The organism is Enterobacter sp. ZOR0014 (assembly GCF_000798855.1).
Lineage (GTDB): Bacteria > Pseudomonadota > Gammaproteobacteria > Enterobacterales > Enterobacteriaceae > Enterobacter > Enterobacter kobei.
Window position 1 is genome coordinate 1 of record NZ_JTLF01000337.1, and the last position, 23,146, is coordinate 23,146.

Annotated in this window: 18 protein-coding genes; 9 read left to right on the forward strand and 9 right to left on the reverse strand. The window is 54.6% G+C overall.

Going from position 1 to position 23,146, the window contains the following annotated elements; genetic code table 11:
• Positions 1–70: 70 nt before the first annotated feature.
• A complete protein-coding gene (locus tag L977_RS19310) occupies positions 71–895 on the reverse strand; it encodes a protein bax (RefSeq protein ID WP_014882032.1) in 825 nt (274 codons plus the stop codon).
• A gap of 314 nt (positions 896–1,209) precedes the next feature.
• Between L977_RS19310 and L977_RS19315 the strand changes: the two genes are divergently transcribed.
• The gene (locus tag L977_RS19315; RefSeq protein ID WP_023336564.1) at positions 1,210–3,240 is read left to right on the forward strand and encodes an alpha-amylase; all 2,031 of its coding nucleotides are present in this window, start codon (positions 1,210–1,212) and stop codon (positions 3,238–3,240) included.
• A 199-nt stretch (positions 3,241–3,439) separates the two neighbouring features.
• Complete coding sequence (gene avtA, locus L977_RS19320) at positions 3,440–4,696, forward strand: valine--pyruvate transaminase (protein WP_047626647.1); 1,257 nt, start codon at positions 3,440–3,442, stop codon at positions 4,694–4,696.
• A 56-nt stretch (positions 4,697–4,752) separates the two neighbouring features.
• Here the strand turns inward: avtA and L977_RS19325 are convergent, their stop codons facing one another.
• Positions 4,753–5,562: an AraC family transcriptional regulator gene (locus tag L977_RS19325; protein ID WP_023338910.1), complete on the reverse strand. Its 810-nt coding sequence runs from the start codon at positions 5,560–5,562 to the stop codon at positions 4,753–4,755.
• A gap of 225 nt (positions 5,563–5,787) precedes the next feature.
• Here L977_RS19325 and L977_RS19330 point away from each other — a divergent pair, with 225 nt between their 5' ends.
• The gene (locus tag L977_RS19330) at positions 5,788–7,188 is read left to right on the forward strand and encodes an MFS transporter (RefSeq protein ID WP_023336562.1); all 1,401 of its coding nucleotides are present in this window, start codon (positions 5,788–5,790) and stop codon (positions 7,186–7,188) included.
• A gap of 10 nt (positions 7,189–7,198) precedes the next feature.
• A complete protein-coding gene (locus L977_RS19335; RefSeq protein WP_047626648.1) occupies positions 7,199–9,148 on the forward strand; it encodes a glycoside hydrolase family 127 protein in 1,950 nt (649 codons plus the stop codon).
• A 74-nt stretch (positions 9,149–9,222) separates the two neighbouring features.
• On the opposite strand, the gene L977_RS19340 is transcribed toward L977_RS19335, so the two are convergent.
• Positions 9,223–9,963, reverse strand: a complete 741-nt coding sequence (locus L977_RS19340; protein WP_014882026.1) for a MipA/OmpV family protein — start codon at positions 9,961–9,963, stop codon at positions 9,223–9,225.
• Positions 9,964–10,079: 116 nt separating this feature from the next.
• On the opposite strand from L977_RS19340, the gene L977_RS19345 reads away from it, so the two are divergent.
• Positions 10,080–11,045, forward strand: a complete 966-nt coding sequence (locus L977_RS19345) for a LysR family transcriptional regulator (RefSeq protein WP_059361794.1) — start codon at positions 10,080–10,082, stop codon at positions 11,043–11,045.
• Here the strand turns inward: L977_RS19345 and aldB are convergent.
• The 6 genes from aldB to L977_RS19375 all read right to left on the reverse strand — a co-directional run bounded on the left by aldB (position 11,042) and on the right by L977_RS19375 (position 18,194).
• A complete protein-coding gene (gene aldB / locus L977_RS19350; RefSeq protein ID WP_014882024.1) occupies positions 11,042–12,580 on the reverse strand; it encodes an aldehyde dehydrogenase AldB in 1,539 nt (512 codons plus the stop codon). The genes L977_RS19345 and aldB overlap by 4 nt on opposite strands.
• A gap of 86 nt (positions 12,581–12,666) precedes the next feature.
• A complete protein-coding gene (gene selB / locus L977_RS19355) occupies positions 12,667–14,514 on the reverse strand; it encodes a selenocysteine-specific translation elongation factor (protein WP_047626649.1) in 1,848 nt (615 codons plus the stop codon).
• Entirely contained in the window at positions 14,511–15,896 is a 1,386-nt protein-coding gene (gene selA / locus L977_RS19360; RefSeq protein WP_047626650.1) for an L-seryl-tRNA(Sec) selenium transferase, read from the reverse strand. The genes selB and selA overlap by 4 nt, the downstream gene beginning before the upstream one ends.
• Before the next feature lie 103 nt (positions 15,897–15,999).
• Positions 16,000–16,608, reverse strand: a complete 609-nt coding sequence (locus tag L977_RS19365; RefSeq protein ID WP_014882021.1) for a glutathione S-transferase — start codon at positions 16,606–16,608, stop codon at positions 16,000–16,002.
• A 90-nt stretch (positions 16,609–16,698) separates the two neighbouring features.
• Positions 16,699–17,835, reverse strand: coding sequence for an HlyD family secretion protein (locus tag L977_RS19370; protein WP_014882020.1), 1,137 nt, complete (start codon positions 17,833–17,835; stop codon positions 16,699–16,701).
• A 2-nt stretch (positions 17,836–17,837) separates the two neighbouring features.
• Positions 17,838–18,194, reverse strand: coding sequence for a DUF3302 domain-containing protein (locus L977_RS19375; protein WP_014882019.1), 357 nt, complete (start codon positions 18,192–18,194; stop codon positions 17,838–17,840).
• A gap of 661 nt (positions 18,195–18,855) precedes the next feature.
• Here L977_RS19375 and L977_RS19380 point away from each other — a divergent pair.
• From L977_RS19380 to L977_RS19395, 4 genes are all read left to right on the forward strand, one after another.
• Positions 18,856–20,763 carry a PTS mannitol transporter subunit IICBA gene (locus tag L977_RS19380; RefSeq protein ID WP_014882018.1) on the forward strand — a complete coding sequence of 636 codons (1,908 nt, stop codon included), beginning with the start codon at positions 18,856–18,858 and terminating at the stop codon, positions 20,761–20,763.
• 102 nt (positions 20,764–20,865) lie between these two features.
• Positions 20,866–22,014: a mannitol-1-phosphate 5-dehydrogenase gene (mtlD, locus tag L977_RS19385; RefSeq protein ID WP_014882017.1), complete on the forward strand. Its 1,149-nt coding sequence runs from the start codon at positions 20,866–20,868 to the stop codon at positions 22,012–22,014.
• Positions 22,011–22,601 carry a mannitol operon repressor MtlR gene (mtlR, locus tag L977_RS19390; protein WP_023331737.1) on the forward strand — a complete coding sequence of 197 codons (591 nt, stop codon included), beginning with the start codon at positions 22,011–22,013 and terminating at the stop codon, positions 22,599–22,601. The genes mtlD and mtlR overlap by 4 nt, the downstream gene beginning before the upstream one ends.
• A 58-nt stretch (positions 22,602–22,659) precedes the next feature.
• The gene (locus L977_RS19395; RefSeq protein ID WP_014882015.1) at positions 22,660–23,022 is read left to right on the forward strand and encodes a YibL family ribosome-associated protein; all 363 of its coding nucleotides are present in this window, start codon (positions 22,660–22,662) and stop codon (positions 23,020–23,022) included.
• Positions 23,023–23,146 lie beyond the last annotated feature (124 nt).

The following is a 23,146-nucleotide window of genomic DNA, read 5'->3' on the forward strand; positions in this document are numbered from 1 at the left end:
AGCCCCGAAAAAGGGCCAGTCAGTTGCTTAACTGACTGGCATTACTTCATTTAGAAGGCGTTTTTAGTGATTACATATGGGCGGCGATTAAGCGCTGGTTATCCTGGTACATCGCGAACAGATAGTTGTTATAGCTCTGTCCCTTCGTCGAATAACCCTTCAGCTTGTGGATCATCGTACTGGCCGTCACTTCCTGATCCGCTTTACGCAACTGAGCACGTGATTTACGGAAGGATGAGTAGGCCGGGTGCGTGTTCAGATTGACCACATAGGCACCCACGGAATCTTTAACTGATTCAAACTGAGAATAGCCTTTCACCTTGCCAGGCGCATTATTACAACGACCTTTCACACACTTCATACCGAAAAGATTGTTGTTATTACGCGCCAGCTTTGAAGTCCCCCAGCCGCTTTCGGCTGCCGCCATGGTCGCAACCATGCTATTCGGGATGATATCGACACGTTCAAGGAGAGCATTCCACGGCACACGACGGGTGTTACCGTTCCAGCTCAGCTTGTAGCGCTTCGTGATATCTTTCAGACGCGCGCGTTCTGAAGGCGACCAGCGGCTATCGTACTGTTTGGAAATCAGCCAGTTACGATCCGCAGTAATCGCGGCATTTTGACTCGTGATGTAAGGCATTACCGTCCGGAGAAACGCTTTTTTCCTTGGTGTCCCGGAAGGGTATTTTCGCAAATCAGGAAGTGAACTACTCTTTGCACTATTGCGAGAATACTCTTGTTTACTGCTAACCTTACTACTTGTCGTCTTTATTACGTGGGCTTTCTTACTCGTTGTATCCGTGTGCGTCTTCGCAAGCACCTCACCTGAAAATGCCATGGTGAGTAACATGAGTATCGCAGCCCCATATCGTCGAATGGGAGTCGATATCATTAGGTCTCCTGGTCGGATGTCATCATCCTAACACCTTATTTTTTTCACAAATTTGAGAGCGGAATCTCAAATCATATCAAAAATAGACTTCAAGAGCACGTATAGAAATAGTCCAAATCCGAAACTATGTCACCTGAAACTTGCTTATAAAAACAGCACTCCTGAAAATTTGTGCGCGATATCGCAGATAACTGCCTAATTTAGCGCGGGATCACTCATCCTCACACGTCCTCCTGGCAGAAAGCGCTGGAGGATGAGTTTTTACCCTCCGCCTGATGGCAAACTGGTTAAAAATGCCGCGACAGGAAAATGGAATGAAACGCACCGCTCTGGCTTTTCTGATGCTACCCGCACTGGCACACGCTGACTGGTCATCACCGGGGTTTAAGAGTTTTAGCGCCGAAGGCACCGGGATTTTCACCAGCCAGGCAAAGCTTGCGAAGGGTACGCGTCCTCTTACGCTGAGTTTTGACAAGACGTGCTGGCAGCCATCAGAGGCGATAAAACTCAATGAGATGCTGTCGCTCAAACCCTGCGATGGCACGCCGCCGCAGTGGCGCCTTTTCCGCGACGGTGAATATCAGATGCGGATTGATACTCGCTCCGGCACGCCCACACTGCTGCTGACAATTCAGAGTGCAGCAGAACAACCGGTGGCAACCGCTATCCGCCAGTGTCCGAAGTGGGATGGTAAACCGCTGACGCTGAACGTTAGCGATACTTTCCCGGAAGGGACAGTAGTGCGTGATTTCTACAGCAAACAGACCGCGACGGTACAGAACGGAAACATTACCCTGCAGCCCGCCGCTGGCAGTAATGGCCTGCTGCTGCTTGAGCGCGCCGAAACGGATAAACCCGCACCGTTTAGCTGGCAGAACGCCACCGTCTATTTTGTCCTGACCGACCGCTATGTGAACGGTGACCCGAGCAACGACAACAGCTATGGCCGCCATAAAGACGGCATGCAGGAGATTGGCACCTTCCACGGTGGCGACCTCAAGGGACTTGCCAGCAAGCTCGATTATTTACAGCAACTGGGGGTGAATGCGCTCTGGATAAGCTCTCCGCTTGAGCAGATCCACGGCTGGGTAGGCGGGGGGACCAAAGGGGATTTCCCTCACTATGCGTATCATGGCTATTACACCCAGGACTGGACAAAGCTTGATGCCAACATGGGTACCGAAGAAGATTTGCGCCATCTTGTCGATGAAGCACACAAGCGTGGTATCCGCATCCTGTTCGATATCGTCATGAACCACACGGGCTACGCGACGCTAGCAGACATGCAGGCGTATCAGTTTGGCGCGCTGTATTTACAGGGTGATGAGCTGAAAAAAACGCTGGGTGAACACTGGACCGACTGGAAGCCAGGTGCAGGCCAAACCTGGCACAGCTTCAATGACTACATTAACTTCAGCGACAAAGCCGCATGGGAAAAATGGTGGGGCAAGAAATGGATCCGTACCGACATCGGTGATTACGACAACCCTGGCTTTGATGATTTGACGATGTCGCTGGCGTTCCTGCCCGACCTGAAAACGGAATCCACCGTCCCTTCCGGGTTACCCAATTTTTATCAGCACAAACCCGATACCCACGCGAAGGCCATCCCGGGATATACCCCGCGCGACTATCTGACTCACTGGCTCAGCCAGTGGGTACGAGACTACGGCATCGACGGTTTTCGGGTCGATACCGCGAAGCACGTCGAGCTTGCGGCCTGGCAGCAGCTAAAAGATCAGACAAGCCAGGCACTGGCGGCCTGGAAAGGGGCGAACCCGGACAAAAAGCTCGACAACGCACCGTTCTGGATGACCGGGGAATCCTGGGGTCACGGGGTGATGCAGAGTGATTATTACCGCCACGGTTTCGATGCGATGATTAACTTTGATTATCAGGAGCAGGCGGCAAAGGCGGTGAACTGCCTGGCCGATATCGACCTGACGTGGCAGCAGATGGCCGAAAAGCTGCAAAGCTTCAACGTTCTGAGCTACCTCTCCTCCCATGACACACGCCTGTTCCGCGAAGGTGGTCAGCGCGCGGCTGAGCTGCTCCTGCTGGCACCGGGCAGCGTACAAATCTATTACGGGGATGAATCCGAACGTCCGTTCGGCCCGACGGGCTCCGACCCGCTTCAGGGCACCCGTTCGGATATGAACTGGCAGGATGTCACGGGCACGCAGGCGTCAACCGTCGCCCACTGGCAAATGCTGGGTCAGTTCCGCGCCCGTCACCCGGCGATCGGCGAAGGCAAGCAAACCACGCTGTCGCTGAAAGAAGGGTATGGCTTTGTGCGCGAGCACAAGGGCGATAAAGTCATGGTGGTATGGGCTGGTAATCAATAATCCCCCCCCTCACCCTAACCCTCTCTCCACAGGGGAGAGGGCCGGGGTTAAGGGAGAAAAAACCGCCAGAACAATTCACTGAATAAATCCTTACCCGCCACATAAAACAACAAATCCGACCACACCACCCGATTTGCACCAACACGGTGCTAGCGTTATGGTTACCCACTTTCAAAATAAGCTCGACAGATCACCTGCTATGACGTTTTCACTTTTCGGCGACAAATTCACCCGCCATTCAGGCATTACTCGCCTGATGGAGGACCTCAACGACGGGCTGCGCACACCGGGCGCAATCATGCTCGGCGGCGGAAACCCGGCTCAAATTCCGGAGATGAATACCTATTTCCAGACGCTGCTCGCTAAGATGCTGGAAAACGGCAAAGCGACCGATGCGCTCTGCAATTACGACGGTCCTCAGGGCAAAACTGAACTGCTGGCGCTCCTCGCTGGAATGCTGCGTGACGAGCTGGGCTGGGATATCGAACCACAGAATATTGCACTAACAAACGGCAGCCAGAGCGCGTTTTTCTACTTGTTTAACCTGTTCGCTGGACGTCGCGCCGACGGCACGACCAAAAAAGTGCTGTTCCCGCTGGCCCCGGAATATATCGGCTATGCCGATTCCGGTCTGGAAGAGGATCTGTTCGTCTCCGCACGCCCTAACATTGAGCTGCTGCCGGAAGGCCAGTTCAAATATCACGTCGATTTTGAACATCTGCATATCGGTGAAGAGACGGGCATGATCTGCGTCTCCCGTCCGACTAACCCGACGGGCAACGTCATTACCGACGACGAGCTGATGAAGCTGGATGCGCTGGCAAATCAGCACGGCATTCCGCTGGTGATCGATAACGCCTACGGCGTGCCGTTCCCGGGCATTATCTTCAGCGAAGCGCGTCCGCTGTGGAACCCGAATATCGTTCTGTGTATGAGCCTCTCTAAGCTGGGCCTGCCGGGTAGCCGCTGCGGCATTATCATCGCCAACGAGAAAATCATCACCGCCATTACCAATATGAACGGCATTATCAGCCTTTCACCGGGCGGCATCGGTCCGGCAATGATGTGTGAAATGATTAAGCGCAACGACCTGCTGCGTCTGTCTAACGAGGTTATCAAGCCGTTTTATTATCAGCGCGTTCAGGAAACCATCGCGACGATTCGCCGCTACCTGCCGGAAGAGCGCTGCCTGATCCACAAACCTGAGGGGGCGATTTTCCTCTGGCTGTGGTTTAAGGACCTGCCGATCACCACCGAACTGCTCTACCAGCGTCTGAAAAAACGCGGTGTGTTGATGGTGCCGGGTGATTACTTCTTCCCGGGTCTGGATAAGCCGTGGCCGCACACGCACCAGTGCATGCGTATGAACTACGTGCCCGATCCGGAAAAAATTGAAGCGGGTGTCAAAATTCTCGCCGAAGAAATCGAAAAAGCCTGGCGCGAAGACGGTCAGTGACGCGTTACGCCAGATGATGCTGCACAGCGGGCATAATCTGGCGACCCCGAGGCAGGTCAACCAGAATTAATATGCTCTTTACAGTACCGCCGTTTCCAGACGGCGGGCGTTAGACCGGTGTGCTTAGAAAAAATCTGTCGAAAATAGCCCACATCATTAAAACCGCAGCGTGTCGCTACTTCGGTTAATGATGCGGCCTCGTTGAGCAGTAATTTTTCTGCCGCCCGGACACGCTGGCGATGAATGGCCTCCGTCAGGGTTAAATGAAATGTCCGGCGAAATACTCGCCCGAGATAATCCGCATTGCAGTGCAGTTCTTTTGCCAGTAGCGACGTTGAAAGCGGTAAATGAAACTGTGTGCGAATAAGCTGTTTCGCCTTCCACGCCATGGCCGCACCGGCTTCATTGGCGCTGTCTTCATATCCGGAAGGACGGGAAATTTGCTGTAAGATCAGCAGTAAAATGATTTCAAGCGCCATGGTTCGCTGTAATTTCTCCTGCTCGCTTAAGAACTGGCGGAAAAGAGAAATGACAGACTGGGCGTCCCTCACGCGACAATGCTGTTCTATCGCCAGATTGGGTTGTGAAGGGGGATAATGTTCAATCTCAAAATGCAGCCAGTAAAATTTAAGATCGACAGGGAATTCGCCTACGCCCACGTGTCGCCTGTCAGGCCAAAGCAGTAACGTCTCCCCTGCACGCACCTCAAACACCGTATTTTCTTCCTGGATCGTTAATGTCCCTTTTTCGACAAAAATAATCTCCCACGATGTTAATTTCCGCGCAGGATGGCGCCCCACACCCCGGGAAATAAATAGCCCGCCATTTTGGACCTTAATCGGAAGCGCTATGGATAATTCGAGCATGGATATTCACCATTCCGCTTTTATTGCCATCAATATTCAATTTACGCATTGATTATTAACTACTATCTGAATAACTGTCCGATCGGAATCACATTTTCTTCATCAGGTCGGAATCGTCACCTTTTTATACTTTTCCCTTCCCTTGTTGGCCTTGCCGTTCAATGCAGAATAAATGGGTACCTTGCATAAATACGATAATAAATTCGTTCATCGAGGAGTTACTTCATGACTTCCACACCGATTACTGAATCAGACGTGACACAAGGGGCGGCAGATGACCGGCTGTCCGTCCGTGAAAAAATTGGCTATGGCCTGGGTGATGCGGGCGGGACGGTAATTACCTGCCTGATCATGAATTTCCTGACCTTTTTCTATACCGATGTCTTTGGCCTCACTCCCGCGCTCGTGGGCACGCTATTTATTGCTCTTCGTGTGTTTGATGCCATCTCCGATCCGGTGATGGGCGTGATTGCTGACCGCACGCAGAGCCGCTGGGGACGTTTTCGTCCCTGGCAGCTATGGGTGGCGCTCCCCATCGGGGTTATTGGCGTGCTGACGTTCACCGTACCGGAAGCCAGCATGGGGGTGAAAATCGCCTGGGCGTTTGGTACCTATTTGCTGTTGTCCGTTGGTTATACCGCCATTAACGTGCCCTACTGCGCGCTGATTAACACCATGACTACCCGACACAACGAGGTGATCGCCTGCCAGTCATGGCGCTTTGTGCTGTGCGGCGTGGCGGGATTTCTGGTCTCTGTGGGATTGCCATGGCTGGTCGCGGAGCTCGGTCAGGGCGATGCCGCAAAGGGTTATCAGCTTGGCGTCGGCGTCCTGTGTGCTATCGCCGTGGTGATGTTTCTCTGCTGCTTCTTCTGGGTTCGCGAGCGCGTTCCGCTGGCGCTGATGGGTAAATTCACCTTACGCGAGCACCTTGCGGGCCTGCGTAAAAACGATCAACTGCTCCTGATGCTGGTGATGTCGTTTCTGCTGATCAACGTTTTCAACATTCGCGGCGGCGGATACATGTACTTCATCACCTACGTCCTGCAGGGCAGCACGGCCTATACCTCGCTGTTTTTCACGATGGTGACTTTTGCGGCCATTCTGGGTGCGGTGATCGTCAATCCGCTGTCGCGCCGTATTGATACCGTCAAACTCTACTACTACACCAACCTGGTGCTCGCTGCGCTTGCGGTGGGCATGTGGTTTCTGCCGGGAGGCCCGGCGCACCAGACGCTCTGGCTGGTGATTATTTTAAGCAACGGCGTGATCCTCGGTTTTACCCTGCCACTGCACTTCTCGCTGATGGCTTTTGCCGATGACTACGGTGAATGGAAAAACGGCGTGCGCTCATCGGGCATGAACTTCGCCTTCAACCTGTTTTTCATCAAGCTCGCATGGGCATCCAGCGCCGGGATCATCAGCCTGGTGTTTATCACCGTAGCCTATCAGCCGGGCATGGGTAACCAGACGCCAGCCTCGTTACAGGGCATCACCGCCATGGAGACACTGCTGCCTGCCCTTTTCCATCTGCTGCTGGCGGTCACTATCCGCTGGTGCAGGCTTAACAATCCACTGATGTCGCGCATTGCCACCGATCTGCGCCAGCGTCATGTCCCTTCCTGAGGAGAATACGATGTCCGTAATGGAACCCGATCTGCACCAACTGAAAATCAATGACCCGTTTCTCGGGCAGTATCAACGACTGGTCCGTGATGTGGTGATCCCCTACCAGTGGGATGCGCTGAACGATCGCGTGGCAGAGGCTGAACCCAGCCACGCCATTACCAACTTCCGCATTGCCGCGGGTCTGGAAGAGGGTGAATTCTACGGGATGGTGTTTCAGGACAGCGACGTGGCGAAATGGCTGGAGGCCGTGGCGTGGTCGCTATGCCAGAAACCGGATGCTGAACTGGAAAAAACCGCCGACGAGGTCATTGAACTGATTGCCGCAGCACAGTGTGAAGATGGCTATCTCAATACGTACTTTACGGTTAAGGCCCCCGAGGCGCGCTGGACCAATCTGGCCGAATGCCACGAGCTGTACTGCGCCGGGCATATGATTGAGGCTGGCGTGGCCTGGTTTCAGGGAACCGGTAAACGCAACCTGCTGGATGTGGTGTGCAGGCTGGCAGACCATATCGACAGCGTGTTTGGTCCTGGCGAAACGCAGCTGCACGGTTATCCTGGCCACCCGGAAATCGAGCTGGCGCTGATGCGGCTGTACGACGTCACGGAGGAACCACGCTACCTCAATCTGGTGAAATACTTTATTGAGGAACGCGGCACCCAGCCTCACTTCTACGATATCGAGTACGAGAAGCGTGGCAAAACGTCATACTGGAATACCTATGGACCTGCGTGGATGGTCAAGGACAAAGCCTACAGCCAGGCACATCAACCTCTTGCTGAACAACAAACGGCCATCGGCCATGCGGTACGCTTTGTCTACCTGATGGCGGGCATGGCGCATCTGGCGCGCCTGAGCGGCGACGAAGGTAAACGCCAGGACTGCCTGCGGCTGTGGAATAACATGGCGCAGCGCCAGCTGTACATTACCGGCGGGATTGGCTCGCAAAGTAGCGGCGAGGCATTCAGCAGCGATTACGATCTGCCCAACGATACGGTGTACGCGGAAAGCTGCGCCTCCATTGGCCTGATGATGTTTGCCCGCCGGATGCTCGAGATGGAGGCAGACAGCCACTACGCCGACGTGATGGAGCGCGCGTTATACAACACGGTACTCGGCGGCATGGCGCTGGACGGAAAACACTTCTTCTATGTGAACCCGCTGGAGGTACATCCGAAAACGCTGGCGTTCAACCATATCTACGATCACGTGAAGCCCGTCCGCCAGCGATGGTTCGGCTGCGCCTGCTGTCCGCCGAATATCGCCCGCGTGTTGACCTCACTGGGACATTACATTTATACCGTTCGCCCGGATGCCCTGTTGATCAACCTGTATGTGGGGAACGATGTCGCCATACAGATTGATGAAAACACACTCCGGCTACGTATTAGCGGTAACTATCCGTGGCAGGATCAGGTGACCATCGAAATAACCTCGCCTGTTCCGGTGACTCACACGCTGGCCCTGCGGCTGCCGGACTGGTGCGCCGAACCGGCTGTTTCGCTGAATGGTGAACGCGTCACCGGGGAGGTCGTTCGTGGATATCTTTACCTCAACCGTTGCTGGCATGAGGGCGACACGCTGACTCTGACACTCCCTATGCCGGTTCGCCGCGTGTACGGTAACCCGCAGGTGCGCCAGCAGGCAGGTAAAGTTGCGCTTCAGCGCGGGCCCCTGGTTTACTGTCTGGAAGAAGCTGATAACGGCGCAAATCTGCATAACCTCTCTTTGCCTGAAAACAGTGCGTTCCGGGTATTTGAAGGCAAAGGCATTTTCGCGCACAAAATGTTGATACAGGCGGAGGGGCGCGGTTATCACGTGAAGGATACGGATGCGCTGTGGCAGTACGATCGCTCGCCGGTACAGCGTCAGCCCCAGACGCTGACCTTTATTCCCTGGTTCAGTTGGGCAAACCGGGGAGAAGGGGAGATGCGGATATGGGTGGATGAAGGCTGAATATTTGCGGTCTGTTGCCCTCCCCCCGGACTGTACACACCCACGGGGAGAGGGAGTAAACCGGCTTTAACGTATCAGAAGCGCCAGGTCAGCCCGGTCATCAGCACGAAGCTGTCGTCGCGGTCGATCATCGGGCTATTCTTCACGTCGTCAGGCAACACGGTGTAGACCGCGCTGGCGTTAAGGTACAGCTTCTGGGTTAACTGATATTTAGCCGCCAGGCCAACGTATGGCGTCCAGCTGTCACCGGCGGTGTATTGCTTCAGACCTGAGCGGCGAGACTCGTTGCCGGATACGCCGTAGTAGTAGTCGTTATAGCTTTCGTCGGTATAAAAAACACCCACAGATGGCGTCAGGGTCAGACGTTCCATCCTGATGGGTCGAAAGTAGGAGACTTCTCCAATCATGCCGCCGCTTTCATCCGTGGCATCGCCAGAGACCGCCACTTTCAAAGAACCCCAGCTTTCATGGTGATAGTACGCGCCACCGAGGAAAGCGGACGCCTTACGCTCATCAAGCTGTTTCATCTGATGGTCGTCATTGTCATCGGGATCAAAATGCAGCGGCATCCATGATGCGGTCAGGCTGAGTTCATTTTTTGCGTCTTTCCACAGGATCCAGCCGCCCGTGGTCTGGCGCACATAAAAACGATCGCTTTCGTAACTGATTAACGGCACCGCAGTGGTATTTTCGTTATACCCCTTATAAGGAGACTCATTAAATACAGCCCCCGCCCCTATTGAAAAGTCACCGGCCATTGCAGACGTGGCTGCAAATAACGTGGCAGCGATAAGTAAATTGTATTTAATAGTCATCAAAGTAATCCATTTAAACGCCAAACAAGCGGGGCGAATAATAATGGTTACAAATTTGCCAATGCAACGCTGCGGTTTATATAATATTATATATATAATGATATAGATGGGTGCGCATGATGAGTAAATTACAACTAAAACCACGCGAATTAAAAATAATCTCCGTCATCGCCGCCACTCACAGCATTGGTGATGCTGCTGCCCTGTTGGGTATGGCGCAGGCTAACGTCAGTAAATATCTCTCTGATTTTGAAGCGCGGGTTGGACTAAAGGTTTTTGAGCGCACGACCCGTCAGCTTGCACTTACCCAGTTTGGTGAAGCGTTACTTCCCTATATTGACGCTTCGCTGGACAAAAACGATCAGCTCGTGAATTTCATTGCCGATTATAAGCATGAAAAGCGGGGCAAAGTGACCCTTTACGCGCCCACGGGAATTGTCACCTACCTCGCGCGCCATGTCATCCATCAGATAAAAGACATCGGCGACATTCGTATCTCCCTGAAAACGTACAACCTGGACCGCAATGAATTTTCAGAAGGCGTTTCCTTCCCGGATGACTGCGATATTTTAATTACCTATGCACAACCAAAAGATGGAAGTCTGGTCGCCAGCGTATTAACAAAATATTCCGTTACGGCATTCGCCACTCAGGAATATTTAAATAATCATCCGTTAGCCGGACCTGACGATTTAATTAATCACTCATGTATTCTGATCGATTCCATGCTGGTCGACGATGCAAATATCTGGCGTTTTCGTACCCATGGTAGTGATAACGTGCAAGATTACAGGGTGACCGGAAATTATATTTGCGACAACACGCAGACGGCGCTGGAGCTGGCAAGAAATAACCTTGGCATCGTATTCGCACCTAAAGAGAGCCTGAAAAAAGAATTAGCGCAAGGCATGCTGGTTCCCTGCTTCCCGCATCAGGAAGAGTGGTGGCTCGATCTGACCGCGATATTCCGCAAACGTGAATACCAGCCCTGGCGTGTGCAGTACGTCCTTGATGGCGTCCTCAATTGCCTGCGCCAGCAAATTGCTCAGGCCGCCCAGGGACGGCCTGAGCAGGGCGACTAGAACAGGCCCAGCGGCTTATCGGAGTAGCTGACCAGCAAACATTTCGTCTGCTGGTAATGCTCCAGCATCATCTTGTGGGTTTCACGCCCGATGCCGGATTGCTTATAACCCCCAAATGCGGCGTGTGCCGGATAGGCGTGATAGCAGTTGGTCCAGACGCGCCCGGCCTGAATGCCCCGGCCCATTTTATAGGCCAGATTTCCGTTGCGGCTCCAGACGCCCGCCCCCAGGCCATACGGCGTGTCGTTGGCAATCTCCAGTGCCTCCTCCATCGTTTTGAAGGTGGTCACCGCCAGCACCGGTCCGAAAATCTCCTCCTGGAAGACGCGCATGTTGTTCTTGCCAAACAGGATCGTCGGCTCAAGGTAATACCCGTCCTGCAGATCGCCACCAAGTACCTTACGGCGGCCGCCGGTCAGGATATCTGCGCCCTCTTTCTTGCCGATATCAATGTAGTTGAGGATGGTCTCCAGCTGTCCATGTGAGACCTGCGCCCCCATCTGCGTGACGTTATCAAGCGGGTTCCCGCTGCGGATAGATTCGACGCGGCGAATGGCGCGCTCCATGAAACGTTCATAGATAGACTCCTGCACCAGCGCGCGACTCGGGCAGGTACAGACTTCACCCTGGTTAAACGCAAACAGCGCAAACCCTTCCAGGGCTTTATCGAAGAAGGCATCCTCTTCTTCCATCACGTCTGCAAAGAAGATGTTCGGGGATTTTCCCCCGAGCTCAAGCGTCACCGGAATGATGTTCTGCGTGGCGTACTGCATGATCTGCTGGCCCACTTCCGTCGACCCGGTAAACGCCACTTTGGCGATACGTTTAGACGTAGCCAGATACTCCCCTATCTCGCCACCCGCACCGTTCACCACGTTAATCACGCCCGGCGGCAGGAGATCGCCAACGATTTCCATCAGCAACAGAACCGAAAGCGGGGTCAGTCGCGCCGGTTTGAGCACAATGCAGTTGCCTGCTGCCAGCGCGGGCGCCATTTTCCAGCTCGCCATCAGCAGCGGGAAGTTCCACGGAATAATTTGCCCTACCACGCCCAGCGGTTCGTGGAAGTGATACGCCACGGTGTCGCTGTCGACCTCGCTGATTCCGCCCTCCTGAGCGCGAATACAGGAGGCAAAATAGCGGAAGTGGTCAATGGCCAGCGGCACGTCTGCCGCCATCGTTTCCCGGATCGGCTTGCCGTTATCCCAGGTTTCTGCCGTCGCCAGCAGTTCCAGATTCTGCTCCATCCGGTCAGCGATTTTGAACAGAATGGCCGCCCGATCCTGAACGGAGGTATGCCCCCATTTGTCTTTCGCGTTGTGCGCCGCATCCAGCGCCAGATCGATATCGCGCTTGCCGGAGCTGGCTATTTCACACAGCGGCTGGCCGGTAACGGGGGTCAGGTTGGAATAGTATTCGCCGTCGACGGGGGCCACCCAGTCGCCGCCAATAAAGTTGTCATAACGAGGCTTTAGCTTGAGGGGAAAACCATACTCGCCAGGCTGGATACGCGAAGAGGGAGGATTGTTTGTCATGACCGTCTCCTTGCTGTTGGTGTACAACAAGGGTAGTCCCGGCTGGCGATTTTCTCGCCAACCGGTAACGGTGTTTACGACGGGGGTCACGGAGTTTCAGGAAATAATAACGAATCTCGCAGAACATGGTCGTTACCGCGGCGACGCGTAAACCCAATACGATTGAAATATTCCAGGATCTGAATCGCCAGCTTGCGCCCTACGTTCAGCCGATCGCGAAAATCGGCTGCACAGGTAGAGCCGCGCGCCTGATCCAGCTCGCGGATCAGGTTAGCAAACGCCACAATGCGATCGTTACGGTAATAACGATCTTTCACGATCGCAACTATCAGCCCCTGCTGCGCCGCGTGGCGTAATACCTGACGCATCGCCTGCTCGTCGGTGTTCGTTTCGCGCGCCAGATCGCGAACCCACCACGGCTCATCACCAAACAGCGAAGCCACTTTCTCCCAGATAACCTCCTGCTCTGCGGTGAATCCGGCTTTGTGATCCGGCAGGTGCAGCCAGCCGTGGTGGCTTTTAATCACCCCGCTTTCGCGCATGTTTTCAATCAGCAGCAGCACCAGCGCATCGTCTTCCATCGGCAGCGCCATGCGGCGCAGACGCTCACGCCCCGGACCAGGCTCATCCTGATGCTGTTCATGATACGTCGCGAGAGTGGTGAGTATTTTGCGCTGCCAGCGTGCGGCAACCGGGGCATTCAACAGGCTATTACCGGCCTGAATAAAGCCCGGCTGCCGGGTCAGCGGGTCTAATCCTTCCCTGCTCAGCTGGCGTGCCCAGGCAAAATCACCCAGGTTCACTGCACCGCGATCGAGATGCACCCGCAGCGCGGCGTTATCATCAGGGGCCTGTGCCAGCGCGGCCAGCCATTGCAGATATTCCGGTTTACGCTTGCCGCGTCGCGGCGAGTTAAGCGCCACCACCCGTGCCCCGGCCAGCGTTTCCCGCGCGGAGATATCCCGCAGAACCAGACGGTCGTTGTCTGCAAGCCAGAGCGGTGAATCGAAAACCAGTTCAGCAAGATCGTTTTCCAGCAGCGACACGCGTCCGGTGATATGGCTGGCCGCGTGGTGAATATGCAGCGGCTGCCACTGAGTCAGCGGCACATTCGTCTGCAGAGAGACAATCACGCGTTCAGACGGCTCTGGCGGAGCATCGGCCAGCAGCCAGTCGCCGCGGTTAAGCTGCTCTTTTTCCGCATCTCCGGCAATATTCAGCGCGATCCGCTGCCCGGCATGCGCCTGCTCTGCGGGCTGGTTCTGTGCATGTAAGCCGCGCACGCGCATCGGTTTGTTAACGCCCGTCAGCCACAGGCTATCGCCCACCTTCACTTCACCGCTCAACGCGGTACCGGTGACCACCAGGCCCGCCCCTTTTACGGTAAATGCCCGATCAATCGCCAGACGGAAGCGATGATGACTTACGCGGTCACGTGACGTCAGTTGCTGCAAATGGTGACGAAGTTCGTCGATGCCGCGGCCTTCGGTGGCCACGGTGACAAAAATCGGCGCATCGGCAAAGCCATACTCCCGTAAGGTGGCCTGCACCCCTTCGCGCACCTCGCCGACGCGCGCGTCATCCACGCGGTCAGCTTTCGTCAGCGCTACGGTCAGCTGCGGGTTGCCGGTCAGCTGGAGGATTGCCAGATGCTCGCGGGTTTGCGCCATCACGCCGTCATCGCAGGCCACGACCAGCAGGGCATGATCGATACCCCCCACCCCCGCCAGCATGTTAGACAGAAACTTCTCGTGCCCAGGTACATCAATAAAACCCAGCACGCGGCCGTCTGGCTGGGGCCAGTAGGCATAGCCCAGGTCGATAGTCATGCCGCGCTTTTTCTCTTCCGGCAGACGATCGGCGTTTATGCCAGTAATCGCCTGCAGCAACGTCGTTTTTCCGTGGTCGACATGACCGGCGGTGGCAATAATCATTTCAACAACATCTCCAGAAATCGCTCTTCATCATCAAGGCAGCGCAGATCCAGCCACATTCGTCCATCGTAAATCCGCCCGATAACCGGCACAGGCATGGCGCGCCAGCGTAACGACAGGGCCTCCAGGTAGCTGCCGCGCCCGTCACGCGGGGTAAACGTGAGCGCTTCGCTCGGCAGTCTGTCCACCGGCAGCGAACCGCTGCCAATCTGCGACTGGCAGGGCTCAATCCGAACGTCAAAATCAGGGTAGTGCGGGGCGATGCGCGGCAGCAATAACTCGGCCTGCGCACGAATCGAGGCGGCATCACGGGTTAAGAGACGCAGCACAGGCAGGCGGTCGGCCAGCTTCTCCGGATGGAGATAGAGCCGCAGCGTCGCATCCAGCGCGGCAAGGGTCATTTTATCGGCTCGCAGGGCGCGCTTGAGCGGATGCTGCTGCAGCCGGGCAATCAGCTCGCGTTTGCCGACGATAATTCCGGCCTGCGGCCCGCCCAGCAGTTTGTCGCCGGAAAAACTCACCAGGCTGACGCCCGCCGCAATCATCTCTTGCGGCATCGGTTCTTTTGGCAAGCCGTACTGGCTCAGGTCCACCAGCGAACCGCTGCCGAGATCGGCAATCACCGGGATATTCAGTTCGCGCCCAATCTCCGCCAGCTCGGCCTCATCAACCGTTTTGGTGAAGCCTTCAATCTGATAATTGCTGGTGTGAACCTTCATCAGCAGGGCGGTATTTTCATTCACCGCTGCGCGATAATCTTTCGCATGGGTACGGTTGGTGGTACCGACCTCATGCAGCGTGCAGCCCGCCTGGCGCATCACGTCCGGAATGCGAAACGCCCCGCCAATTTCCACCAGCTCGCCGCGGGATACCACCACCTCTTTGCCACTGGCGGTGGCCGCCAGCATTAGCAGCACCGCTGCGGCGTTGTTATTCACAATGCAGGCATCTTCTGCACCGGTCAGCTGGCACAGCAGATCCGCCAGGGCACGATCGCGATGCCCGCGTCCTGCGCCGTCCAGATCGTACTCCAGCGTCACCGGCGTTCGCATGGCCTGCCCGACCGCAGCTACGGCCTCTTCCGCCTGCTGCGCGCGGCCCAGGTTGGTGTGCAGCACGGTACCGGTAAGGTTGATCACCGGGCGTAATGCGCTTTGCGCGTTCTTGTCCAGCCGATGTTCCACTTCCAGCTCCCACGCGCTACACCAGTCGGGCAAGCTATTTTCTGCCTGAATGGCGCATCGGGCTTCGTCCTGAAGCAGGCGTAACATCTCAACCGTCGCGGTATGGCCGAAACGCTCCACAACAGCATGAATGCGAGGTTCGCGAAGAAGACGATCGGTAGCGGGGATCTGGCTGTAGAGCGAATGATGAGTAGTCATGAAAGCGCCTGGCGAGTAAATATCTTCCCCCCTCCCGACGGGAGAGGGAGTTAACATGTGGAGAGATTGTACCGCCTCCTGCAGCGAAGTGTTATAACCCGCGTCAAGCCTTTGGCGGTTCGGTACGGGCAAAGCTCTCGCGGCTAAAGAGCGTTTCAGCCAGCTTCACCAGCAACGGTCGGTCAACGCACCAGCCGGGGGACACGCGGCGGAAATTGAGATACCCGATGGCGCAGGCAATGGCGATGGTGGCCAGGTTCAGGCTGTCGGTGTGAATTTTTCCCTCCCGGATGAGCTGTTCGCACATATCCAGACTGCGGTTGATTTTTTCCCGCTGGCGCAGCAGTTCGTTTTCTGACTGCTGTGCGGCAGGCCTTGCCTGCTCACGCACGGAAGTCAGCGCCGCATCCATAATGCCGTCGGCCAGGGCTTCAATCTGCTTCACCGCCAGCGCCGCTTTTGGGTCAGCCGGCAGCATGGCCGGGGCCACGCCCAACAGCTCGATATACTCCGCAATAATCGGGGAGTCGAACCAGTATTCACCCTCGTCCGTCACCAGCGCCGGAACTTTTCCCAGCGGGTTGTACTGCGCGACGCCGTTTTCAGCGTTGTAGGGCTGTTCATTGACGAATTCGAATGTCATCCCTTTCTCCAGCAGGAGAATCGAGATTTTTCGCACGAAGGGACTGGTGTAGCTACCGATGAGTTTCATTGCCTGATCCTTGATGCCGGAAAAAGGTCAGTATGGATCACGGGATGAAAAAAGGGCAGGTATGGATGTCGCATTCCTGCCCTGGCGGGATTAATGATCGAGGTAGAGGTAGTGCATCCAGCTGGTCATGCGCAGCAACACTTTACGCATTACCGAGACGTGGGCGAAATGGTCTGAATAGACCGCCACCTGGGCATAGATACCGTCTGGTAGCGCATCGACGTCGGCGTTAGGCTCCAGTTCAATCAGCGCCTGTACGCCATCCGTGCCCGGTGTGACGGTCAATGCCTGCAACGCCCCCTGCGCCTGGTACGACCCTCCCGGCACCACCGGCAGGACGCTGGTGAGTTTCCCGGTAAATACCTGGCCCGGCAGCGCATTAAACACCACTTCCGCTTCATCACCCGGCTTAAGACGCAGCAGCGAGTTCTGGCGGAACTGCGCCACAATCTGACGTTTCTGTTCCGGAATAAAGACCATGACCGGACGCAGAGGTAACGCGGCGGCATAGGTCCCCGGACGGATCAGCACCTGGGTGATATAGCCGTTGCTCGGCGCGCGCACCACGGTCTGATCGAGATTGTATTTCGCTTCGGCAAGCTGGGCGCGTAATGAAGCAATCTGCGACTGTTCACCGTTCACCATGCTGTCTAACTGACTTTGAATCTGCGTCTGTTCAGCCACAGAACCTTTCACCAGCGCATCCTGCGCCAGATAGTTCTGCCGCGCGTTGTCGATATCGCTTTCAGAAAACGGGTTCACCTTCGCCCGGCTGCCTTTCAGGTAACGCTGATAATCTTTATACAGGCGGTCACGCTCTGCCGAGACGCGCGTGGTATTAGCGACGGCTTCTGCAAGCTGCGCTTTCAGGCTATCGATATTGTGGGTTGCGGTGACCAGATCGGCCTTGAGTCTGTCGACCCGCGCCTGGTAGCGGCCCGGATCAAGTTTAAATAACACTTCGCCTTTTTTAATGAGCTGGTTGTTTTTATCAGTCACTTCGGTGACCACGCCCGTCACCTGCGGTGTAATCGGAATGGAAATAACCGCTTTTTGCGCCGTAAAGGTATACGGATGGTTATAGTTCATTAACAGAATCAGTCCGGCAACAATAAATACCCCACCCAACGTTGCGGTGGCGAGCGTCCACTGATTTACCGGAATGCGGAATATTTTAAAGATCGCCCAGGCAAATGCCACATAGGTCAAAATAATCAACAGATCCATGATTAGCGCTCCAGCGTGTTCTGATCGGCAGTGGGCTGTACCGCCGCCAGCTTTTGTTCTAATTCGGCTACGCGTTTGGACAGCGCATCCATGCCTGGCACCTCATCTGGCTTTGTAATGTGGTTCTGCATGCCCCAACCGCGATCTTCACGGTAGAGCGTGGCCCAAATCCACAGAAACGGCCAGATGGCATGGAGGGTGAACAGGCTAATCCAGCCTGCCGTATGAATCGCATCGGCATGGGGATGATTACGTTTTTTAGCCATATTATAAGGGATATCATGAATAGCGATAATCCCGTAAAAAAGCACCAGAAATACAAAAATCAATACGCCCAACGCAAAATAGTTGAGAAACATATTTTCCTCACTTAAACAACGTCAACTCATTAAACGAATAAAACAGCACGCAGCCTAATTAATTTATTTTTAAATTTAAAAGGCACACTGGTTATTTCAGAGCCGGGGAGTATCGGTTTTTATAATATCTCCATGCAAGTTTATAAACGTGTCAAAATATAACCTGAATAATAATATACTTAACCTTACATTATGAGCGTAATCCACCTTTTAACTTTTCGCCATACCACACATGAAAAGTGGTTTTTTAGCTTTACGTGTCACTCAAGACTATCCTGACGCCAATTCGCAAAGCAGAGTTTGCCGCCGATCACAGCCAGAGAAATCTGCATAAAAATATTTTGTGAAATCAGTCACAATCCAGAAACAAACCCACAAAACAAAAATGAGATCACAATCACAGAAACGCGTGGTTTTTGCTTTGTTTTTCGCCATCGTATTTTTTTTACCCACTAATTTTGTGATTCGGATCACGTCATTGAATGCCACATCCCCTACATTTACGTGACATATGTCACACAAATTTTCACTGTCTGGACAGTTGAACGATTCAGTGCCAGATTTCACAGCATCAGAACAGGGCCCGGCTACCTCTGCCGCCGCACATTAACGATAAACCTCGGGCCGCAAGCCTAAGCGTAAACATAAGAAGGGGTGTTTTATGTCATCCGATTTCAAGATCAAAGTTCAAAGCTTTGGTCGTTTCCTCAGCAACATGGTGATGCCAAATATCGGCGCGTTTATCGCGTGGGGTATTATCACCGCATTGTTCATTCCGACAGGGTGGTTGCCTAACGAAACGCTGGCGAAACTTGTTGGCCCTATGATTACTTACCTCCTGCCGCTGCTGATCGGTTTCACCGGTGGTCGTCTGGTAGGCGGTGACCGTGGTGGCGTTGTGGGTGCCATCACCACAATGGGTGTTATCGTCGGTGCGGATATGCCGATGTTCCTCGGTGCCATGATTGCCGGTCCTCTGGGCGGCTGGGCGATTAAGAAATTCGACGTCTGGGTAGATGGTAAGATCAAATCCGGCTTCGAAATGCTGGTGAACAACTTCTCTGCGGGCATCATCGGGATGATCCTCGCGATTCTGGCGTTCCTCGGCATTGGTCCTGCGGTTGAAGTGCTGTCCAAAATTCTGGCGGCAGGCGTTAACTTTATGGTGGCGCACGACATGCTGCCGCTGGCGTCTATCTTCGTTGAACCGGCGAAAATTCTGTTCCTTAATAACGCCATCAACCACGGTATCTTCTCGCCGCTGGGTATTCAGCAGTCTCACGATCTCGGCAAGTCCATCTTCTTCCTGATTGAAGCGAACCCAGGTCCGGGTATGGGCGTTCTGCTGGCATACATGTTCTTTGGTCGCGGCAGCGCTAAGCAGTCTGCTGGCGGTGCGGCTATCATCCACTTCCTGGGCGGTATCCACGAAATTTACTTCCCATACGTGCTGATGAACCCACGCCTGATCCTGGCCGTTATCCTCGGCGGTATGACCGGCGTGTTCACCCTGAGCGTGCTGGGCGGCGGTCTGGTCTCTCCTGCTTCTCCAGGCTCTATCCTGGCCGTGCTGGCGATGACCCCGAAAGGTGCCTACTTCGCTAACATCGCGGCTATCTGTGCGGCCATGGCGGTCTCCTTCGTGGTTTCTTCTATCCTGCTGAAAACCAGCAAAGTGAAAGAAGATGACGATATCGAAGCGGCAACCCGCCGTATGCACGACATGAAAGCGGAATCCAAAGGCGCGACCCCGCTGGCGGCTGGCGATGTCTCTAACGACCTGAGCCACGTGCGTAAAATCATCGTTGCTTGTGATGCCGGTATGGGCTCCAGCGCAATGGGTGCCGGCGTGCTGCGTAAGAAAGTACAGGATGCGGGCCTGACCAACATCTCCGTGACCAACAGCGCAATTAACAGTCTGCCGCCGGACGTTGACCTGGTGATCACCCACCGCGATCTGACCGAACGCGCCATGCGTCAGGTACCGCAGGCACAGCACATTTCGTTGACTAACTTCCTCGACAGCGGCCTGTACACCAGCCTGACCGAACGTCTGGTTGCCGCGCAGCGTCATGAAGATAACGAAGTGAAAGTGCGCACCAGCCTGCAGGATAGCTTTGACGAGAGTAATGCCCACCTGTTTAAACTGGGTGCGGAGAACATCTTCCTCGGCCGTACCGCGGCTACTAAAGAAGAAGCGATTCGCTTTGCCGGTGAACAGCTGGTAAAAGGCGGTTACGTTCAGCCTGAATATGTCGATGCGATGCTGGAGCGCGAAAAACTGACCCCAACCTATCTCGGTGAATCCATCGCGGTTCCACACGGTACCGTTGAGGCGAAAGACCGCGTGCTGAAAACCGGTGTGGTGTTCTGTCAGTATCCTGATGGCGTACGCTTCGGTGAAGAAGAAGATGACATCGCCCGCCTGGTGATTGGTATCGCCGCTCGCAACAACGAGCATATCCAGGTGATCACCAGCCTGACCAACGCCCTGGACGATGAGTCCGTTATCGAGCGTCTGGCCAAAACCACCAGCGTTGAAGAAGTTCTGGCACTGCTGAACAAATAACAGCGCCTCTTCCCTCTCCCCCCGGGGAGAGGGCTAGGGTGAGGGGGAGAAAGCTCCTCACCCCAGCCCTCTCGGGTAAAAACATTGATGAAGGTTAACACTATGAAAGCATTACATTTTGGCGCAGGTAACATCGGTCGTGGTTTTATCGGCAAACTGCTGGCAGACGCGGGCATTACGCTGACGTTCGCCGATGTGAATCAGGTGGTTCTGGATGCCCTGAATGCCCGTCATAGCTATCAGGTCCATGTGGTGGGCGAAAACGAGCAGGTCGATACCGTCTCAGGCGTGAACGCGGTCAGCAGCATTGGCGACGACGTAATCGACCTGATTGCCAGCGTTGACCTTATCACCACGGCGGTAGGTCCGGTGGTTCTGGAGCGTATCGCCCCGGCGGTGGCTAAAGGCCTGGCAAAACGTAAAGCGCAGGGCATCGACACCCCGCTGAACATCATCGCTTGTGAAAACATGGTACGCGGCACCACACAGTTGAAAGGCCATGTCATGGCGGCCGTGGCTGACGAGGATAAAGCCTGGGTCGACGCGCACGTTGGGTTTGTGGATTCCGCCGTGGACCGCATCGTTCCGCCGTCAGCATCCGCCACCCACGACCCGCTGGAAGTGACCGTGGAAACCTTCAGCGAGTGGATCGTCGATAAAACTCAGTTTAAAGGTGCGCTGCCGACCATTCCGGGAATGGAATTAACCGATAACCTGATGGCATTTGTCGAACGCAAACTCTTCACGCTGAACACCGGGCATGCTATAACCGCGTACCTCGGAAAATTGGCCGGTCATCAGACCATTCGCGATGCGATCCTCGATGAGAAAATCCGCGCGGTGGTAAAAGGGGCCATGGAAGAGAGCGGCGCGGTGCTGATCAAACGCTACGGTTTTGATGCTGATAAACACGCAGCCTACATCCAGAAAATCCTCGGTCGCTTTGAAAACCCGTATCTGAAAGATGATGTTGAGCGCGTGGGACGTCAACCGCTGCGTAAGCTGAGTGCAGGCGACCGTCTGATTAAGCCGCTGCTCGGCACGCTGGAATACGGTCTGCCGCATGCCAACCTGGTGAAAGGGATTGCCGCTGCAATGCACTACCGCAGCGATCAGGACCCGCAGGCGATCGAGCTGGCTCAGCTGATTGATGACAAAGGCGCGCAGGCTGCGCTGGCGCAGATTTCCGGTCTGGACGCCAATAGCGACGTGGTTGTGGAGGCGGTTAACGCATACAACGCAACCAAATGATGCACAGTGTGGCGCAGGTTAGCCTGCGCCCAGATAACAGATTGTCAGATATGCAGGCAATAATGGAACAAACCCAGGCCTTTGAAAATCGTGTGCTTGAGCGTCTGAATGCTGGCAAAACCGTACGAAGCTTCCTGATTGCCGCCGTCGAGCTGTTAACCGAGGCGGTAAATATCCTGGTGCTTCAGGTGTTTCGCAAAGACGACTACGCGGTAAAATATGCTGTAGAACCGTTACTGGACGGAGATGGACCGCTGGGCGATTTATCGGTGCGTCTGAAGCTGATTTACGGTCTTGGCGTGCTGAACCGGCAAGAGTACGAAGATGCAGAGCTGTTAATGGCGCTACGTGAGGAGCTCAATCATGACGGTAACGAATACGCCTTTACCGATGATGAGATCCTGGGGCCCTTCGGCGAGCTGCACTGCGTGGCCGCGCTGCCCCCTGCCCCTCATTTCGACAGCAGCGACCCTGAGCTATACGCGATGCAAAAGCTACGTTATCAGCAGGTTGTCCGCTCCACGATGGTCCTTTCCCTGACTGAGCTGATTTCCCGGATCAGCTTAAAAAAAGCGTTTCAGAAGTAAGCCTGCTCACATTGGTGTATCCTTCCCTGTAAATTCCCCGTTTTCAGAGTTATTTGTCATGAAAGAAGTCGAAAAGAACGAAATTAAACGCCTGAGCGACCGCCTGGATCTGATCCGTCACCAGATGGCGGGTCTGTCACTGGTCGATTCAGCCGAGAAGTACGCCGAGCTGGAGAAAGAGACCGCGAAGCTGGAGGCAGAGATCGAGCGCCTGCGCGAAGTAAAAGGCCAGAAGCTGAGCAACGAAGCGCAGAAGCTGATGAACATGCCACACCGCCGCGCAATCACCAAAAAAGAACAGGCTGACATGGGCAAGCTGAAGAAAAGCGTCCGTGGCCTGGTGGTCGTGCACCCGATGACCGAGCTTGGCCGTGAAATGGGCCTGAAAGAGATGACGGGCTTTTGTAAGACCGCGTTCTGATACTTAATCTAAGTAAAATTTAATACAAGCCAGCCCAATACATTCATCAGAAGAATGTATTGGGTTTTTTATTGTCCAAAACTACAGGATTACTTCCCGTAAATGTAAACAAGCAATAGTAAAA

Excerpts from the sequence above, each read along its gene's own strand:
- L977_RS19310 (WP_014882032.1), bottom strand. The coding sequence starts at position 895 with ATGATATCGACTCCCATTCGACGATATGGGGCTGCGATACTCATGTTA.
- L977_RS19315 (WP_023336564.1), top strand. The coding sequence starts at position 1,210 with ATGAAACGCACCGCTCTGGCTTTTCTGATGCTACCCGCACTGGCACAC.
- avtA (WP_047626647.1), top strand. The coding sequence starts at position 3,440 with ATGACGTTTTCACTTTTCGGCGACAAATTCACCCGCCATTCAGGCATT.
- L977_RS19325 (WP_023338910.1), bottom strand. The coding sequence starts at position 5,562 with ATGCTCGAATTATCCATAGCGCTTCCGATTAAGGTCCAAAATGGCGGG.
- L977_RS19330 (WP_023336562.1), top strand. The coding sequence starts at position 5,788 with ATGACTTCCACACCGATTACTGAATCAGACGTGACACAAGGGGCGGCA.
- L977_RS19335 (WP_047626648.1), top strand. The coding sequence starts at position 7,199 with ATGTCCGTAATGGAACCCGATCTGCACCAACTGAAAATCAATGACCCG.
- L977_RS19340 (WP_014882026.1), bottom strand. The coding sequence starts at position 9,963 with ATGACTATTAAATACAATTTACTTATCGCTGCCACGTTATTTGCAGCC.
- L977_RS19345 (WP_059361794.1), top strand. The coding sequence starts at position 10,080 with ATGATGAGTAAATTACAACTAAAACCACGCGAATTAAAAATAATCTCC.
- aldB (WP_014882024.1), bottom strand. The coding sequence starts at position 12,580 with ATGACAAACAATCCTCCCTCTTCGCGTATCCAGCCTGGCGAGTATGGT.
- selB (WP_047626649.1), bottom strand. The coding sequence starts at position 14,514 with ATGATTATTGCCACCGCCGGTCATGTCGACCACGGAAAAACGACGTTG.
- selA (WP_047626650.1), bottom strand. The coding sequence starts at position 15,896 with ATGACTACTCATCATTCGCTCTACAGCCAGATCCCCGCTACCGATCGT.
- L977_RS19365 (WP_014882021.1), bottom strand. The coding sequence starts at position 16,608 with ATGAAACTCATCGGTAGCTACACCAGTCCCTTCGTGCGAAAAATCTCG.
- L977_RS19370 (WP_014882020.1), bottom strand. The coding sequence starts at position 17,835 with ATGGATCTGTTGATTATTTTGACCTATGTGGCATTTGCCTGGGCGATC.
- L977_RS19375 (WP_014882019.1), bottom strand. The coding sequence starts at position 18,194 with ATGTTTCTCAACTATTTTGCGTTGGGCGTATTGATTTTTGTATTTCTG.
- L977_RS19380 (WP_014882018.1), top strand. The coding sequence starts at position 18,856 with ATGTCATCCGATTTCAAGATCAAAGTTCAAAGCTTTGGTCGTTTCCTC.
- mtlD (WP_014882017.1), top strand. The coding sequence starts at position 20,866 with ATGAAAGCATTACATTTTGGCGCAGGTAACATCGGTCGTGGTTTTATC.
- mtlR (WP_023331737.1), top strand. The coding sequence starts at position 22,011 with ATGATGCACAGTGTGGCGCAGGTTAGCCTGCGCCCAGATAACAGATTG.
- L977_RS19395 (WP_014882015.1), top strand. The coding sequence starts at position 22,660 with ATGAAAGAAGTCGAAAAGAACGAAATTAAACGCCTGAGCGACCGCCTG.